Source organism: Serratia sp. B501, from assembly GCF_051172315.1.
Classification (GTDB): domain Bacteria; phylum Pseudomonadota; class Gammaproteobacteria; order Enterobacterales; family Enterobacteriaceae; genus Serratia; species Serratia ureilytica.
The window spans coordinates 603171-619611 of sequence record NZ_JBPIZB010000002.1 but is presented as its reverse complement, the minus strand read 5'-3'; the positions used below and the strand labels follow the sequence as shown (position 1 = coordinate 619611).

17 protein-coding genes and 1 riboswitch are annotated in these 16441 nt (G+C 60.3%); of the genes, 2 read left to right on the top strand and 15 right to left on the bottom strand.

Going from position 1 to position 16441, the window contains the following annotated elements; all coding sequences use genetic code 11:
* Positions 1 to 88: 88 nt before the first annotated feature.
* Entirely contained in the window at positions 89 to 472 is a 384-nt protein-coding gene (gene crcB, locus ACSBQV_RS09505) for a fluoride efflux transporter CrcB (RefSeq protein ID WP_004940022.1), read from the bottom strand.
* A 78-nt stretch (positions 473 to 550) separates the two neighbouring features.
* Positions 551 to 613, bottom strand: a riboswitch (Fluoride riboswitch).
* Between the two features lie 83 nt (positions 614 to 696).
* On the opposite strand from crcB, the gene ACSBQV_RS09500 reads away from it, so the two are divergent.
* Positions 697 to 1125, top strand: coding sequence for a GNAT family N-acetyltransferase (locus ACSBQV_RS09500; protein ID WP_033651145.1), 429 nt, complete (start codon positions 697 to 699; stop codon positions 1123 to 1125).
* A 1-nt stretch (position 1126) separates the two neighbouring features.
* On the opposite strand, the gene ACSBQV_RS09495 is transcribed toward ACSBQV_RS09500, so the two are convergent.
* On the bottom strand, positions 1127 to 2194 hold the full coding sequence (locus tag ACSBQV_RS09495; protein ID WP_099783726.1) for a diguanylate cyclase: 1068 nt from the start codon (positions 2192 to 2194) through the stop codon (positions 1127 to 1129).
* A 218-nt stretch (positions 2195 to 2412) separates the two neighbouring features.
* Between ACSBQV_RS09495 and tatA the strand changes: the two genes are divergently transcribed.
* On the top strand, positions 2413 to 2628 hold the full coding sequence (tatA, locus tag ACSBQV_RS09490; protein ID WP_004940019.1) for a Sec-independent protein translocase subunit TatA: 216 nt from the start codon (positions 2413 to 2415) through the stop codon (positions 2626 to 2628).
* Between the two features lie 93 nt (positions 2629 to 2721).
* On the opposite strand, the gene lipA is transcribed toward tatA, so the two are convergent.
* The 13 genes from lipA to leuS all read right to left on the bottom strand — a co-directional run bounded on the left by lipA (position 2722) and on the right by leuS (position 16226).
* The gene (gene lipA, locus ACSBQV_RS09485) at positions 2722 to 3687 is read right to left on the bottom strand and encodes a lipoyl synthase (RefSeq protein WP_004940018.1); all 966 of its coding nucleotides are present in this window, start codon (positions 3685 to 3687) and stop codon (positions 2722 to 2724) included.
* Positions 3680 to 4348, bottom strand: coding sequence for a lipoyl(octanoyl) transferase LipB (gene lipB / locus ACSBQV_RS09480; protein WP_033651147.1), 669 nt, complete (start codon positions 4346 to 4348; stop codon positions 3680 to 3682). Before lipB ends, lipA begins: the two co-directional genes overlap by 8 nt.
* A gap of 134 nt (positions 4349 to 4482) precedes the next feature.
* Positions 4483 to 4749 carry a DUF493 family protein YbeD gene (gene ybeD, locus ACSBQV_RS09475; protein WP_004940012.1) on the bottom strand — a complete coding sequence of 89 codons (267 nt, stop codon included), beginning with the start codon at positions 4747 to 4749 and terminating at the stop codon, positions 4483 to 4485.
* A 104-nt stretch (positions 4750 to 4853) separates the two neighbouring features.
* Positions 4854 to 6065: a D-alanyl-D-alanine carboxypeptidase DacA gene (gene dacA / locus ACSBQV_RS09470; protein ID WP_004940010.1), complete on the bottom strand. Its 1212-nt coding sequence runs from the start codon at positions 6063 to 6065 to the stop codon at positions 4854 to 4856.
* Between the two features lie 180 nt (positions 6066 to 6245).
* Entirely contained in the window at positions 6246 to 7331 is a 1086-nt protein-coding gene (gene rlpA / locus ACSBQV_RS09465) for an endolytic peptidoglycan transglycosylase RlpA (RefSeq protein WP_099785403.1), read from the bottom strand.
* Between the two features lie 10 nt (positions 7332 to 7341).
* Positions 7342 to 8454, bottom strand: coding sequence for a peptidoglycan glycosyltransferase MrdB (mrdB, locus tag ACSBQV_RS09460; RefSeq protein WP_004940006.1), 1113 nt, complete (start codon positions 8452 to 8454; stop codon positions 7342 to 7344).
* A gap of 8 nt (positions 8455 to 8462) precedes the next feature.
* On the bottom strand, positions 8463 to 10358 hold the full coding sequence (gene mrdA / locus ACSBQV_RS09455) for a peptidoglycan DD-transpeptidase MrdA (protein ID WP_099785401.1): 1896 nt from the start codon (positions 10356 to 10358) through the stop codon (positions 8463 to 8465).
* 38 nt (positions 10359 to 10396) lie between these two features.
* Positions 10397 to 10867 (bottom strand): 23S rRNA (pseudouridine(1915)-N(3))-methyltransferase RlmH, encoded by a 471-nt coding sequence (rlmH, locus tag ACSBQV_RS09450; RefSeq protein ID WP_004940002.1) that lies wholly within the window; start codon positions 10865 to 10867, stop codon positions 10397 to 10399.
* A gap of 3 nt (positions 10868 to 10870) precedes the next feature.
* Positions 10871 to 11188: a ribosome silencing factor gene (rsfS, locus tag ACSBQV_RS09445; protein WP_004940001.1), complete on the bottom strand. Its 318-nt coding sequence runs from the start codon at positions 11186 to 11188 to the stop codon at positions 10871 to 10873.
* A gap of 194 nt (positions 11189 to 11382) precedes the next feature.
* Complete coding sequence (gene nadD / locus ACSBQV_RS09440; RefSeq protein WP_015376938.1) at positions 11383 to 12045, bottom strand: nicotinate-nucleotide adenylyltransferase; 663 nt, start codon at positions 12043 to 12045, stop codon at positions 11383 to 11385.
* Complete coding sequence (holA, locus tag ACSBQV_RS09435; RefSeq protein WP_434991435.1) at positions 12035 to 13072, bottom strand: DNA polymerase III subunit delta; 1038 nt, start codon at positions 13070 to 13072, stop codon at positions 12035 to 12037. Before holA ends, nadD begins: the two co-directional genes overlap by 11 nt.
* Entirely contained in the window at positions 13069 to 13629 is a 561-nt protein-coding gene (gene lptE, locus ACSBQV_RS09430) for an LPS assembly lipoprotein LptE (RefSeq protein WP_033633932.1), read from the bottom strand. The genes holA and lptE overlap by 4 nt, the downstream gene beginning before the upstream one ends.
* A 14-nt stretch (positions 13630 to 13643) precedes the next feature.
* Complete coding sequence (gene leuS / locus ACSBQV_RS09425; protein WP_046686566.1) at positions 13644 to 16226, bottom strand: leucine--tRNA ligase; 2583 nt, start codon at positions 16224 to 16226, stop codon at positions 13644 to 13646.
* Positions 16227 to 16441: the final 215 nt, after the last annotated feature.

Here is a 16441-nt window from a genome sequence, read left to right as displayed (position 1 = left end):
TTCGGCAGGCTAAACATAGCGATTTCTCATCCAGTCAGGAGTTCTGGATGAGATTATGCGCATGCAAGATTAAGGAAACATTAAGGGCTTAGCGCCCGTTGACCCACATCACCAGCATGAAGGCCAGCAGCGTCATCGCCAGCGAGCCGGCCAGGTTAAGCAACATGTTGGCCAATGCCCAGCCGAAGCGGCCGTCCTGCATCAGATACACCACCTCCAGCGAAAAGGTGGAGAAGGTGGTCAGGCCGCCGCAGAAGCCGGTGGTGATCAGCAGTTTCCAGGTGGGATCCAGGTGTGTCATGCGGGTGAAAATCGCCATCGCCAGACCGATGATAAAACCGCCGATCAGATTGACCATCAGCGTCCCTAGCGGAATGTGGGCGTTCAGCGGATTCATTTTCATGCTTACCGCCCAGCGCAAAACGCTGCCGACGCCGCCGCCGATAAAGACGGCCAGTAAAGAACTCAACATGGGGCAACTCCCTTTCAAACAGAGAAATTCACGGGCTCGGAAAGGGACAGGCGTAACGCTACGCGCCTCTCTCCGAGAGGTTACGTAGACATCATCAGCCTGTGAAGGCGGTTAGGGAGGAATGTCATCTCCAGCGTGCCGCACGGCCTTTTTCACCGTACCCGATGGATGTTACACCTAACGCCGTCTATTTTGTAGTATCGACCCCCTGCGAGGTAAAACCGATGGAAATCAGAGCGGCGCGTCTGGGCGACCGGCACGCTATCGCCGAATTGATGACGGCGTTGGGCTATCCCGGCACCGAGGCGTTTCTGACGCAGCGCATGCAGCAACTGTTGGCGCACCCGGACGAGGCGCTGCTGGTGGCGGCGGACGGGGCGCAGGTGCTGGGCGTGTTGTCGCTGCATTTCCTGCCGCAGCTGGCGTTGGCCGGCGACATTGGCCGCATCAGCTATTTTTGCGTCGACGATCGGGCGCGCGGCGCGGGCGTGGGGCGGCGGTTGTTGGCGGAGGGAGAGGCGCTCGCGCACCGTCGCGGCTGCGATCGGTTGGAGGTTCATTGCCACAGTCGCCGCGAGCGGGCCCATGCGTTTTACCTGCGCGAAGGCTTTGTTGAAGCGCCGAAGTATTTTGCCAAGTTATTAAGTCAGTAAGTTACTCCCCTGGCGGCACTGCCGTTTCCAGCCGGTTGCGGCCGTTTTGCTTCGCCCGATAGAGCGCGCTGTCGGCCGCTTTCAGCCAGTCCAGATAGCCGCCCAACGCGGGGTGGTAGTTGGCGATGCCAGCGCTGATCTGCAGCCGCAGCTGCGGCGCCTCCTTGAAGCTGACCGCATCCAGCCGCTGCTGGATGCGTCGCAGGACGATTTCCGCCTGCTCGGCGTTGGTGTTCGGCAGCACCGCGCCAAACTCGTCGCCGCCGTAGCGCCCGACGATATCCACGTTACGCAAGCCGATCAGCAGCTCTTCCGCCAGCGCCGCCAGAGCCTCATCCCCCAAAGCATGGCCGAAGGTGTCGTTGATGGTTTTGAAGCGGTCGATATCCATCAGGATCAGCGTGGCCTTATCCTGGTAGCGACGGCAGCTGTCGAACTGGCGATGCAGCAGATGCTCCCAGTGGCGACGGTTGTATAAGCCGGTCAGTCCATCGCGGGTGCTGATGCGCTGCAGCTCCTGTTTCTTTTCCGCCAGCCGCTTGGCGGTGCGGTAAGTCACCAGCCCGAGCAGCGTCGGGTAAAGGTAGATCATCGGCAGGCACAGATAGACCTGCAACGGCGTGCTGTACGGGTGAAACGGGAAGCCGAGCAGCGCGGCGGTGAACGCCGCCGTGGCCAGTTGCATGGCCAATCCTTTTACAAACAGCGTTTTGCCGGCTGAAGCGATGTTATTCATGCTCATCATCGACAGGATGACGATGGCGGGCAGCGCGTTGAACGCCATCATCGCCGCCCAGAAGCCGCCGAAAGCGGAGTCGATCAACAGGTTGCGAATTTCGGCTTTGAACGGATCTTTGGCGCGGCAGGCCAGGCGGTAGGCGAGATGCGGCCAGAGAAATCCGTGAAAGGCCAGCAATAGCCAGACCGCCGCGGGCGGAGCCAGGGGGTAGAGCGCGGCGCAGACGCAGATAAAGCCGAGCCCCAGACCGACGACGCGGGGCAGGTAGGTGCGTTTGGCGAAGCTGAGGCCGGATTTTCGGGCATCGAAAATGGGTGGGGCAATATACATCCGGCATCTCCCTGATGAGTATCATGGCAGCGTATCATGCGGGTGATAAACTAAGAATAGTCTGGGATTCACGTCCAGAGGCCCTGTGGCATTCCTGCGACCGATCTCACTCTGTTACATGTTGCGGTTGTGCGAGCCAAAGGAAAGTCGCTAAATATTCGCAGGCAAGGTCAGTTTTTCTCGCTGTTCGCGCAGCGCTCTATGATAAGAAGGTGAGTATGGAAGGTATCAGCATTACCAAACTTCTGGTGATTGCAGTGTTGGTGATTTTACTGTTCGGCACCAGCAAACTGCGTACGCTCGGCGCCGATCTTGGCGCGGCGCTGAAAGGCTTTAAAAAAGCCGTGGGCGATGACAGCACGCCGCCGGCCGCCGGCAACAACGCCGCCGAAAGCCAGTCCGCTCAGCAGAGCGTCGAAAAGAAAGACGTTTAACCCCGTCTGACTGCGCGCAATAAAAAACGGATGCCTTGTGGACATCCGTTTTTTGGCGTTTCCGCCGTCTATAGCGTAACAAACTATTACGCGTTATTTCACTTCCATCCCTTTGGCCTGCAGATCGGCGTGGTAAGACGAACGCACGAACGGGCCGCAGGCGGCGTGGGTGAAGCCCATCGCCATCGCTTCTTCTTTCATCTCGTCAAACTCGGCAGGGCTGACGTAGCGCTGCACCGGCAGGTGGTGACGGCTCGGCTGCAGGTACTGACCCAGCGTCAGCATGGTCACGCCGTGGCGACGCAGATCGCGCATCACTTCAATGATTTCCGCGTTGGTTTCGCCCAGGCCGACCATCAGGCCGGATTTGGTCGGGATATCCGGGTGCGCTTCTTTAAAGCGCTCCAGCAGCTTCAGCGACCATTCGTAGTTGGCGCCCGGACGCACCTGGCGGTAGACGCGCGGCACGTTTTCCAGGTTGTGGTTGAATACGTCCGGCGGCGTGGCGGTGAGGATCTCCAGCGCGCGGTCCATACGGCCGCGGAAGTCCGGCACCAGCGTTTCAATTTTGATGTTCGGGCTTTTGGCGCGGATGGCGGAGATGCAGTCGGCAAAGTGCTGAGCGCCGCCGTCGCGCAGATCGTCGCGGTCAACCGAGGTGATCACCACGTAACGCAGCGCCATGTCGGCGATGGTTTGCGCCAGCTTTTCCGGCTCGTTGGCGTCCGGCGCGATCGGGCGGCCGTGGGCCACGTCGCAGAACGGGCAGCGGCGGGTGCAGATGGCGCCGAGGATCATAAAGGTGGCGGTACCGTGGTTGAAACACTCGGACAGGTTAGGGCACGAGGCTTCCTCACAGACGGAGTGCAGGCCGTTCTTGCGCATCGCGGCTTTGATGCCCTGAATGCGCGTTGAGTCGGCAGGCAGTTTGATCTTCATCCACTCGGGTTTACGCAACAGCTCCTGCCGTTCGGTGACCACCGTTTTGACCGGGATCAGCGCCATTTTGTCAGCATCGCGGTATTTGACGCCGCGTTCCATCTGAATTGGTTTACTCATAATCGTGCAGGTTCCAGTTACGAAGCTCGACCGTCTGGTAGCCGAGTAAATGAACAAATTCCTGTACCAGGATTGGGTGTATGTCTTCAATGCCAACGCCGGGCGCCAGCGCGCTGACCTGCGTCATCTGCATACCGGCGTAACCGCAAGGGTTGATGCGTTGGAAGGGGCTGAGATCCATCGCCACATTCAGGGCCAGGCCGTGGAATGAGCTGCCTTTGCGGATCCGCAAACCCAACGAACAGATTTTCTGCTCCCCCACGTACACGCCGGGCGCATCCGGACGGGCGCGCGATGTGAGGCGGAAGTGGGCGAGGGTGTTGATAACCGTATCTTCTATCGCCGTGACCAATTGACGTACGCCGACCTTGTTGCGTTTCAGATCGACCATCACGTACATCACCTGCTGACCCGGCCCGTGGTAGGTCACCTGGCCGCCGCGATCGCTCTGGACAACCGGGATGTCGCCGGGCATCAGCACGTGTTCGGCTTTGCCGGCCTGACCCTGGGTGAACACCGGGTGATGCTGCACCAGCCACAGCTCGTCCGGCGTGGTCTCGGTACGACTGTCGGTGAAGTTATGCATGGCTTGGGATACAGGCGCGTAGGGCTGCAACCCCAGCTGACGCAAAATGATCTTGTCTGGTTGCAAAAGAGTCATCGTCAGGTTACAGAAGTGGTAAAGCCATTATACCGGGCGCTCCGGCCTGCGACCAGCCTTTCGCTGACCAAAAATGCGCAACCCGGGAAGACGCTGCGCCATCCCGGGTTGATAAGCAGGGGTTTATGCTGGAATTACAGCACCATGCGAACAATTTCAATGTTGCCCAACTCTTCGTACAGGGTTTCGACCTGCTCGATGTGAGTGGCATTGATGGTGATGGAGACGGAGTGGTAGTTGCCTTTGCTGCTTGGCTTGACCTGCGGGTTGTAATCACCCGGCGCATGGCGCTGCACCACTTCAACCACCTGGTCAACCAGCTCAGGCTGCGCCAGGCCCATTACCTTGTAGGTAAACGAGCAAGGGAATTCGAGCAGTTCGTTCAGTTTAGTTTTTTGCATGTGCGTGCGCTCCAGAGTGCTAGCTAATCTATAAAGTATAACTCCCGCCGGGGCGGGAGTTAGTGTTATTCACTATATGGGGACGATTTCGCCCGTTTCAACCGTTAACCGAACCAGTGGTGGAACATCAGTTTGATGTAGTCCACGATGCGGCTGAAGAAGCCGCCTTCTTTCACTTCGTTCATGACCACCAGCGGACGCTGGTCGATGGTCTTGCCGTCCAGCTGGAAGTTGATGCTGCCCACCACCTGGTTTTTCGCCAGCGGCGCGTGAATTTCCGGCGTGTTCAGCACGTAGCTGGCCTTCAGGTCTTTCATGCGGCCGCGCGGAATGGTCAGGTAAACGTCTTTGTCCACGCCCAGCTCAACGCGGTCGGCATCGCCGAACCAGACCGGCTCGGAGGCGAACTCTTTACCGACTTTCAGCGGCGCCACGGTTTCGAAGAAGCGGAAGCCCCAGGTCAGCAGTTTCTTGCTTTCGGCTTCACGGCCTTTGTAGGTGCGGCCGCCCATCACGGCGGAGATCAGGCGCATTTGGCCTTCGGTCGCCGAAGCCACCAGGTTGTAACCCGCCGCGTCGGTATGGCCGGTTTTGATGCCGTCGACGTTCAGGCTGTTATCCCACAGCAGACCGTTGCGGTTCATCTGGCGGATATTGTTGAAGGTGAACTCTTTTTCTTTGTAGATCGCGTATTCTTCCGGCACGTCGCGGATCAGCGCCTGGCCGATCAGCGCCATGTCGCGCGCCGAGCTGTATTGGCCCTGCGCATCCAGGCCGTGCACCGTCTGGAAGTGGGTATTCTGCAGGCCCAGCTTGCTGACGTAGGTGTTCATCAGGTTGACGAACGCGTCCTGGCTGCCGGCGACGTAGTCGGCCATTGCCACGCAGGCGTCGTTACCGGACTGCAGGTTGATGCCGCGGGTCAGTTTGGAGACCGGCACGCGATCGCCCGGCTTCAGGAACATCAGCGAGGAGCCTTTGAACACCGGGTTGCCGGTCGCCCAAGCGTCCTGGCCGACGGTCACCAGATCGTCCTGGCCGATTTTGCCCGCTTTCAGCGCCTGGCCGATGACGTAGCTGGTCATCATTTTGGTCAGGCTGGCCGGATCGCGACGCGCATCGGCGTTCATCTCGGCCAGCACCTTGCCGGAGTTGTAATCAATCAGGATGTACGCTTCCGCATCGATCTGCGGGACACCTGGGATCATGGTTTTGATGTTAACGTCATCGGCGTGCGCAACGGAGGCTGCGCTCATTGCGATAACGGTGCCGAGGGCGATGCTTTTGATTAAGCGAAAAGAAGTTACTTGTTTCATGATCGGGACTACAACATCCGTGAAAGTAAAGTTAAAAAACGAGCCACACTATAGCAGATGCGATCCCGGCAGGCATTACCCATTCATCTGACTAATTGCGGTTAGTGCCCTTTTAGCTGCAAGAAAATGTTTCAGCTAAATAACCGCTTATCGGCCGTGAATGCCCGCCGGGCTTAACGCTCAGGGTGCAGCAGTAACGAAAGACTGTTGTTGCGCTTCGCTCGCCAGGCGTTGCTGCAGCTGGGCCGCCTGTTGACGGCTGCTGAACGGGCCAAGCTGGACTCGGTAAACGTTGCCGTTAGCCGCCACTTTGCCCGGGACGCCAAACTGTTGGCTCAGGCTCTGTTGCCAGCTCTGGGCGCGTTCGGCGCTGCTCAGCGCGCCGACCTGCACCACGTAGCCGCCGGAAGAGGCTGCGGCAGCCGTGCCGACAGCCGCAGCGCCGGCCGCGACCGGTGCGGCCACCGCGGCGACTTCAGGTTCGGAACCTTCCAGCACCCCGGCCGGCACCGCGCTCGGCGCGCCGAGGAAACCGCTGCGGCCGTTGGCGGCATTGCCGCCGGCTGCAGGGGCGCTGTTGTCGTCGGTGCGCAGAGTGCTGTTATCGATCGGGCGCACCGCCGCGCCGCTGGCGATCGGCGCCTCCTGTTGAATAGGGGTGCCCATGCCACTGGAGCCGAGATCTGGGCGCGCCGGCAGGGCGTAGCTCTGTTTCGCCACGATGGTGCCGATGGTGCCGGGCCCGCTCAGCGTGCCGTCCGGCGCCACGTTGATGAAATCTACCTTGACCTTGGTGTTGTTGGACAGGTTGAGGCGGTCGGCGGCGGCTTTCGACAGATCGATGATGCGGCCCTTGGTGTATGGCCCGCGATCGTTGACGCGCACCACCAGCTGACGGCCGTTGGCCAGGTTAGTGACGCGCACATAGCTTGGGATTGGCAGGGTCGGATGCGCCGCCGTCAGGCCGTTGGGGTCAAACTGCTCGCCCAGCGCCGTGGTGTTGCCGTTGGCCTCTTCGCCATACCAAGCCGCCAGGCCGGTCTGCGAGAAGTTCTGCGGATCTTTTACGATGCGGTAAGTATCGCCATTAACCTTATAATCCTGCATGTTATTAAGGTTATAGGGTTCATATTGAGGCTCGACGCCGCCGATTTCCACCACCGGGCCGTTGTACGGCTGCGGAGGGGCTTGCTGTTCCGTGGTCGGGGCGGTACAGGCGGAGAGCAACACCGCCGCGACGCCGATCCAAAGCCATTCCTTACGCATTACTCACCTCTTATAAACTTTTAGACAGCATTTTCCGATGCGTGTGGATCGACATGATGATGCCGAAACCGGCCATCAACACTATCAGCGCCGAACCCCCGTAACTGACCAGAGGCAAAGGTACGCCAACTACCGGCAAAATGCCACTGACCATACCGATGTTAACAAAGACATAAACGAACAAAATCAGCATCAAGCCGCCGACCATGACGCGGCCAAAGGTGGTTTGCGCCTTGGCGGCGATCATCAGCCCGCGGATGATCACCAGCAGGTAAAGCGCCAGCAGCACCAGCACCCCGATCAGCCCCAGCTCTTCGGCCAGGACGGCGAAGATAAAGTCGGTATGGCGCTCCGGCAGAAACTCCAGCTGTGACTGGGTGCCGTGCAGCCAGCCCTTGCCGGACAGGCCGCCGGAGCCGATGGCGATCTTGGATTGAATGATGTGATAACCGGCGCCGAGCGGGTCGCTCTCCGGATCGAGCAGCATCATGACGCGGTCGCGCTGATAGCCGTGCATCAGGAAGAACCACAGCACCGGGATGAAGGCCGCCAGCGCGACGGCGGCGACGGCGATCAGCTTCCAGCTCATGCCGGACAGGAACAGTACGAACAGGCCGGAAGCGGCGATCAGGATAGAGGTGCCCAGATCCGGCTGCGCGGCCACCAGCAGCGTCGGCAGGAAGATCAGCACCAGCGCGATGGCGGTGTTTTTCAGCGAAGGCGGGCAGACGTCGCGGTTCATAAAGCGCGCCACCATCAGCGGCACGGCGATCTTGGCGATTTCCGACGGCTGGAAGCGCACTACGCCGAGATCCAACCAGCGCTGCGCGCCTTTACTGATCTGCCCGAAGGCGTCCACCAGGATCAGCAAAATCACGCAGAAGATATACAGATAGGGCGCCCAGCTTTCGTACACGCGCGGCGGGATCTGCGCCATGACGGCCATCACGATCAGCCCCATGACGATCTGCCCGATCTTGCGCTCCATCATGCCGATGTCCTGGCCGCTGGCGCTCCACATCACGAAGGCGCTGTAGACCAACAGGGCCAGGATCAGCAGCAGGAACGTCGGGTCGATGTGGATTTTGGTCCAGATCGAGCCTTTTTGTTGGCTTTCAGTCATGTTCTACCTTAGTCACCTTCTACGCCAGGCGGCAGCGGGGCCTCGCTTGGCAATTGCGTATTGTTGTCGCCCAGCAGAATGTGGTCGAGGATCTGGCGGGTGATGGTCCCCACCGCCGGACCGGAGCCGCCGTTTTCCAGAATGATGGCGACTGACACCGTCGGGTTGTTGAACGGTGCGAAGGCGGTCATCAGTTTGTGATCGCGCAGGTGCTCCGCCAGTTTGTGGGCGTTGTAGGTTTCATAGCCGAATACCTGTGCGGTACCCGATTTCGCCGCGGCTTTATAAGGTGCGTCCGCAAAGTATTTGCGCGCCGTCCCGTTCGGACGGTTGGCCACACCGTACATGCCGTCTTTGGCAATTTCCCAGAAGCCGGAGTGAATATCGCCGATCTGCGTGTTTTCTTCCTGTTTGAACGGCACCAGCGCGCCGTTGATGCGGGTGCTCTGCAGCAGGTGCGGCGTTTTGACGGTGCCGTCGTTGATCAGGGTGTTCAGCGCCTTGGCCATCTGGATCGGCGTCGCGGTCCAGTAACCCTGGCCGATGCCTACCGGAATGGTGTCGCCCTGATACCACGGTTTTTTATAGCGTTTCTGCTTCCATTCGCGCGTCGGCATCAGGCCGGAGCGCTCTTCGGACAGATCGATGCCGGTGTACTGGCCGTAACCGAATTTGGTCAGCCAGGTCGACAGCCGATCGATCCCCATGTCATAAGCGACCTGGTAGAAATAGGTATCTGCGGACTCTTCCAGCGCCTTGGTGACGTTCAGGCGGCCGTGGCCCCATTTCTTCCAGTCGCGAAAGCGTTTTTCCGAGCCGGGCAATTGCCACCAGCCGGGATCGAACACCACGGTGTTTTTGGTGATCACCCCGGCGCTCAGCGCCGACACCGCGATATAAGGCTTCACCGTCGAGGCGGGCGGGTAGACCCCTTGGGTGGCGCGGTTGATCAGCGGGCGATTCGGATCGTTCAGCAACCCCTGATAGTCCTTGCTGGAAATGCCATCGACGAACAGGTTCGGATCGTAGCTCGGGTTGGAGACCATCGCCAGGATGGCGCCGGTGCGCGGATCGCTCACCACCACCGCGGCGCGGCTGCCGACCAGCAGCTGCTCGATATAGCGCTGCAGATCAAGATCGAGCGTCAGGTAAACGTCCTGACCGGCGGAGGGCGGTTGCTCGTGCAATTGGCGGATCACCCGGCCGCGGTTGTTGACCTCGACCTCTTCATAGCCGGTTTTGCCGTGCAGCGTGTCTTCGTAATAGCGTTCGATACCCAGCTTGCCGATATCGTGGGTGGCGGCGTAGTTGGCCAGTTTGCCGTCTTTATCCAGGCGTTCGACGTCGCGGTCGTTGATCTTCGACACATAGCCGGTGACGTGGGTGAGGGCGGATCCGTAGGGGTAGTAGCGGCGTTGATAGCCCTTCACTTCCACACCCGGGAAGCGGAACTGATTGACCGCAAAGCGGGCGACCTGCACCTCGTTTAGGGCGGTTTTCACCGGAATGGAGACGAAACGGCGCGAGCGCTTGCGCTCTTTTTCGAAATTGGTGATGTCGTCATCGGTCAAGTCGACCACCGGGCGCAGCGCCTGCAGCGTGGCTTTGAGATCGTCGACCTTTTCCGGCATCAGTTCCAGCTGATAAATGGTGCGGTTGAGCGCCAGCGGAGTGCCGTTGCGATCGTAGATAATGCCGCGGCTGGGCGCGATGGGCACCAGCTTGATGCGGTTTTCGTTGGAGCGGGTGCGGTAATCCTCGACGCGGACCACTTGCAGATTATACAGGTTGGCGATCAGGATGCCGGACAGCACCAGGATGACCAAGAACGCCACCAGGGCGCGGCGTACAAACAGGGCGGATTCAGCCGTATAGTCGCGAAAAGGGTTACGTTCTATTTTCATCCCGCTGCTTTATTTCACTCTGTCACGGTCACCACCGGCTATTCCCGGTGGTAAGGATGATTTGTAGTAATACTCCAGGCGCGGTAGAGGCTTTCGGCCACCAGGACGCGCACCAAAGGATGCGGCAGTGTCAACGGAGAAAGCGACCAACTCTGCTCGGCAGCGGCTTTGCAGGCGGGCGCCAGCCCTTCCGGGCCGCCGATCAGCAAGCTGACGTTGCGGCCATCCTGCTTCCAGCGCTCAAGCTGCTGCGCCAGCTGCGGCGTTTCCCACGGCGTGCCTGGGATATCCAGCGTAACGATGCGGTTGCCTTTGCCCACGGCCGCCAGCATTTGTTCGCCTTCCTTGTCCAGAATGCGTTTGATGTCGGCGTTTTTGCCGCGTTTGCCGGCCGGGATCTCGGTCAGCTCAAACGGCATATCTTTGGGAAAGCGGTGCAGGTAATCCATAAAGCCGGTTTGCACCCAGTCTGGCATTTTGGTGCCGACCGCCACCAATTGCAGTTTCACCGCTTAGCTCCAGAGTTTTTCCAGCTCGTACAGGCGACGGCTTTCTTCCTGCATCACGTGCACGATCACTTCGCCCAGATCGACCACGATCCAGTCGGAGGCTTCCTGGCCTTTCATGCCAAACAGCTCCATGCCCGCGGCGCGGGATTCCTGCACCACGTGGCTGGCGATCGACATCACGTGGCGAGTCGACGTGCCGGTGCAGATGATCATGCAATCGGTGATGCTGGATTTGCCCTGTACGTCCAGAGCGACAATGTCTTGGCCTTTGAGGTCATCGATTTTATCGATGACGAAATCTTGGAGCGCTTTACCTTGCAAAGGTTCCCCCTCGGGTGTGTTCTGTTCAGTCGGCTGCGGCGAGCAACATACGCGCGCCGCGGCGTAACCGGATAAAGGTTTCGGCAGGCTGCCGCTGAAAGCCAGCTAACTGGTGACTGCCCGGCCAGCTAAGGTTTCCGGGGTTTTCAGCGGATACCTGAAAAATAGCGGCGCAGTATATCACGCACCTTTCGCTAGCGATATAAACCCTGCAACTCGATATAGCGCTGCACCGGGCGCGGCAGCAGATCGTCGCAGTTGAGGCCCTGATGGCGGCGCTGGCGGATCTCGGTGGCGGAAATTTCCAGCTCCGGCGTATCGGCCAGATAGATATGGCCGTGCGGGCGGCGGCTGAGCAGCGCCGGGTCGGCGGTGCGATGACGTTCCAGCCACTGCTGCAGTTCCGGCGTGTCCATGCGATCGTTATAGCCCGGGCGCGCCAACACCAGCAGATGGCAGACGTCCAACAGCGCCTGCCAGCGATGCCATTTATGCAGCGTCAGCAGCGAGTCCTGGCCAATAATAAACGCCAGCGGCTGGGCGGCGCCACGCTCTTTACGAATCGTTTCCAACGTCTCGATGGTGTAGGAGGGGGTGGTGCGATGCAGTTCGCGATCGTCGACCGCGAACAGCGGATTGCCGGCGATCGCCAGCTCGACCATCTTCAAGCGCTGCTGTGCGTTGGCCTCGGGCTGCGGGCGGTGCGGCGGCACGTGGTTAGGCAGCAGCGTAACGCGATTCAGGCCCACTTCGGCGGCCAGCGCCTCCACCGGCCGCAGATGGCCGTAGTGGATCGGATCAAAGGTGCCGCCAAACAGCGCGTGCAATACGGTGGGGTGTTCCGGATTAGTGGGCATCGGTAAAACTCGTGGCCAGGGGTTTGCCGCACAGCAGCATCGACAGGGTTTCCAGTTCCGGCCAGACCGACTGGCCATAGTCCTGCTTGAGGGTCAGCTCGATTTGCGTCAGCAGCTGTACCGCTTGCTGCAGCTGGGCGCCGGACAGGCGTTGCAGCGCCTGGGTCACTAGCGGGCGGCGGTTCTGCCAGACCTTGTGCTGATCGAACAGCGTGCGCAGCGGCGCGGACGCCATGCGGCGCTGCGCACGCGTCAGCAACAGCAGCAGTTCGCGCTGCAGGGTGCGCAACAGGATCACCGGCTCGACATCCTCTTGCTGCAGCTGCTGCAAAATATGCCAGGCGCGCTTGCTCTTGCCGGCCAGCAAGGCGTCCAGCCAGTGGAACGGCGTGAAGTGGGCGGCGTCGTTCACCGCCTGCTCGACGCGCGGCAGGGTGAGCTTGCCGTCCGGGTGCAGCAGCGACAGCCGCTCCAGCGCCTGCGACAGCGCCAGCAGGTTGCCTTCGTAGCAGTAGCACAACAGCTGATTGGCCGCGTCGTCCAACTCCAGCTTCATCGCCTTGGCGCGCGTGGCGACCCAGCGCGGCAGCTGTGCCTGCTCCGGCGTCTGGCAACTGACGAGGGCGCCGTGCGGGCTGAGCGCCTTGAACCAGGCGCTGTTTTCCTGCGCTTTGGTGAGGCGCGGGCCGCGCAGGATCAGCAGAATATCCTCGTGCAGCAGGGTGGCGAGCTTGGTCAGCTGTTCGCCGATCGGCGCCGTTGGGCCGTTTTCCGGGAAAATCAGCAGCAGCGTCTGGCGGCTGGCGAACAGGCTCATCGCCTGGCAGATGCCGAAGATGGCGTCCCAGTCGGTATGGGCGTCGAGGGAAATGCTGTAGTGCTCGCTGAACTGCTGCTGTTGCGCGGCCTGCCGGAGCAGATCCTGGCTTTCCTGCAGAAGCAGCGGTTCATTGCCGCTCAATAAATAACAAGCGCGCAGCCCCTCTCGGAGCTGCGCGGCAAGTTGTTCCGGATAAATGCGGATCATTGTGCGGTTTGGCTTGCCGCTCGTTCGCCGACGGCAGCGGCTTTTTGCCGGTTTTCTTCTTCCGCCGCGTGCACGGTCAGCAGTTTGCGCACCAGCTGTTGCGCCGCCTGCTCACGCATTTCCTGGCGAATGATCTCCTGCTCGGAGTCTTTGGCCAGCGCGGTCAGCGGGTTGTCGAAGAACGAACGGAACACTTTCACCGACAGCGGATACAGGTCGTGCCCCGGGATCAGCACCTGGGCCTGCACGGTCAGCACCAGCTGATACTCGGCGGTTTTACCGTCCTGGAAGATCGAGGCGGTATCCTGGCTTTCCGTCGCGCCGACGATGCGCAGAGAAGGCACGTCTTTACGCTTCGGATCGCTGACGATGGTCACGGCGTTCAAACGCAGTTGCTCACGCACCGCGCGCGTCAATGGCCCATAAGGATCCGAACTGTCCAGGATCAGCGTTTTCATTTCATTAGGCACCTGCGTGGTGCCACGCAGGTGAAAACCGCAGCCGGCGGTGACCAGCACCGCCAACCCCAGCAACAGCGTCAGAATACGTTGTCGCACAACTCCTCCTTGTGTTAACCCACAACCAGGTTAAGCAGTTTGCCCGGAACGTAGATCACTTTGCGAATCGTGACGCCGTCCAGATATTTAGCCACCAGATGCTCTTCGGCAGCGCGCGCGCGCACTTGCTCTTCGGTCGCATCGGCAGATACGGTGATTTTAGCGCGAACCTTGCCGTTCACCTGCACCACCACCAGCTTGGAGTCCTCGACCATCGCCTGCTCGTCGGCAACCGGCCATGGCGCGGTGTCCACGTCGCCTTCGCCGCCCAGCGCCTGCCACAGGGCGAAGCACACGTGTGGGGTGAACGGATACAGCATGCGAACGACGGCCAGCAGCGCTTCCTGCAGCAGCGCGCGATCCTGCTCGCTCTCCTGCGGCGCGCGGGCCAGTTTGTTCATCAGCTCCATCACGGCGGCGATCGCGGTGTTGAAGGTCTGGCGGCGGCCGATATCGTCGGTCACTTTGGCGATGGTTTTGTGCAGATCGCGGCGCAGCGCTTTCTGCTCTTCGTTCAGCGACGCCACGTCCAGCGGCTGCACCGCGCCTTTTTCCACGTGATCGTAGGCCAGTTTCCATACGCGCTTCAGGAAGCGGTTAGCCCCTTCCACGCCGGATTCCTGCCACTCCAGCGTCATTTCTGCCGGTGAAGCGAACATCATGAACAGACGCACGGTGTCCGCGCCGTATTTTTCCACCATCTCCTGCGGGTCGATGCCGTTGTTCTTCGACTTCGACATTTTGCTCATGCCAGCATAGACCAGTTCACGGCCTTGCGGATCGGTGGCCTTGATGATGCGGCCTTTGTCGTCGCGCTCGACGGTGGCGTCAACCGGGGATACCCAGACGCGCTCGCCGCTGTTGCCGGTGTAGTAGAAGGCGTCGGCCAGCACCATGCCCTGACACAGCAGGCGCTTGGCCGGCTCATCGGAATCCACCAGGCCCGCATCGCGCATCAGCTTGTGGAAGAAGCGGAAGTACATCAGGTGCATGATGGCGTGCTCGATGCCGCCGATATATTGATCGACCGGCAGCCAGTAGTTGGCGGCGGCCGGATCCAGCATGCCCTGGTCATACTGCGGGCAGGTGTAGCGCGCGTAGTACCAGGAAGACTCCATAAAGGTGTCGAAGGTGTCGGTTTCACGCAGCGCCGGCTGGCCGTTGACGGTGGTCTTCGCCCACTCAGGGTCGGCCTTGATCGGGCTGGTGATGCCGTCCATGACCACGTCTTCCGGCAGGATCACCGGCAGCTGATCTTCCGGCGTCGGCATCACGGTGCCGTCTTCCAGCGTCACCATCGGGATTGGCGCGCCCCAGTAACGCTGACGGGAAACGCCCCAGTCGCGCAGACGGTAATTGACCTTGCGCTGGCCGACGCCTTTGGCGACCAGTTTGTCGGCGATGGCGTTAAAGCCCGCTTCGTTGTCCAGACCGTCAAACTCGCCGGAGTTGAACAGCACGCCTTTGTCGGTCATCGCTTCGGCGCTCACGTCAGGCTGGCTGCCGTCGAGGTTCAGGATCACCGGTTTGATCGGCAAATCATATTTGGTGGCGAATTCCCAGTCGCGCTGGTCGTGCGCCGGCACCGCCATCACGGCGCCGGTGCCGTATTCCATCAGCACGAAGTTGGCGACCCACACCGGCAGCTTCTCGCCGCTCAGCGGATGGACAACGAACAGGCCAGTCGGCATGCCTTTCTTCTCCATCGTCGCCATTTCGGCTTCGGCCACTTTGGTGTTGCGGCATTCGTCGATGAAGTCGGTCAGCGCCGGGTTGTTGTGTGCGCCCTGTTGCGCCAGCGGGTGGCCCGCGGCGACCGCCACGTAGGTGGCGCCCATGAAGGTGTCGGGACGGGTGGTGTAAACCGTCAGCTTCTCTTCGCTGCCAGCCACGTCGAAGGTGATTTCCACGCCTTCGGAGCGGCCAATCCAGTTGCGCTGCATGGTTTTCACCTGCTCCGGCCAGCTTTCCAGCGTGTCCAGATCGTTCAGCAGCTGATCGGCGTAGGCGGTGATTTTGATGAACCACTGCGGGATCTCTTTACGCTCGACCTTGGTGTCGCAGCGCCAGCAGCAGCCGTCGATAACCTGTTCGTTGGCCAGCACGGTCAGATCGTGCGGACACCAGTTCACCGCCGAGGTCTTCTTGTAGACCAGGCCTTTTTCATACAGCTTGGTGAAGAACCACTGTTCCCAGCGATAGTATTCCGGCTGGCAGGTGGCGATTTCGCGATCCCAGTCGTAGCCGAAGCCCAGCAGTTTCAGCTGGTTCTTCATGTATTCGATGTTGTCGTAGGTCCACGGGGCCGGCGCGGTGTTGTTTTTCACCGCCGCGCCTTCCGCCGGCAGGCCGAACGCATCCCAGCCGATCGGCTGCAGTACGTTTTTGCCCAGCATGCGCTGATAGCGCGAGATCACGTCGCCGATAGTGTAGTTACGAACGTGGCCCATGTGCAGTCGGCCGGACGGGTAAGGCAGCATGGATAGGCAGTAGTACTTTTCCTTGCTGTCGTCTTCGGTAACTTTGAAAGTCTGCTTCTCTTGCCAGTGAAGCTGTACGTTCGATTCTATGTCTTCTGGACGGTATTGCTCTTGCATGGCGGCCGGTGGTCCTGTAGGTGTAAACCGTTGCCCCGGTCAGAGGCAACGCAATGAACATTTAGTATTCGTAGATCCGCATAGCATAGCTGATAAGACCTCCCGGCAACAACTCCAAGCGCCTGACTCGGCGCATTTAAAAAAAACGCCGCCATGACGCGGCTCACAACCTGCGGATCCCGCGTCTTGCCAAGTGACATCAGTCATTTACGGCT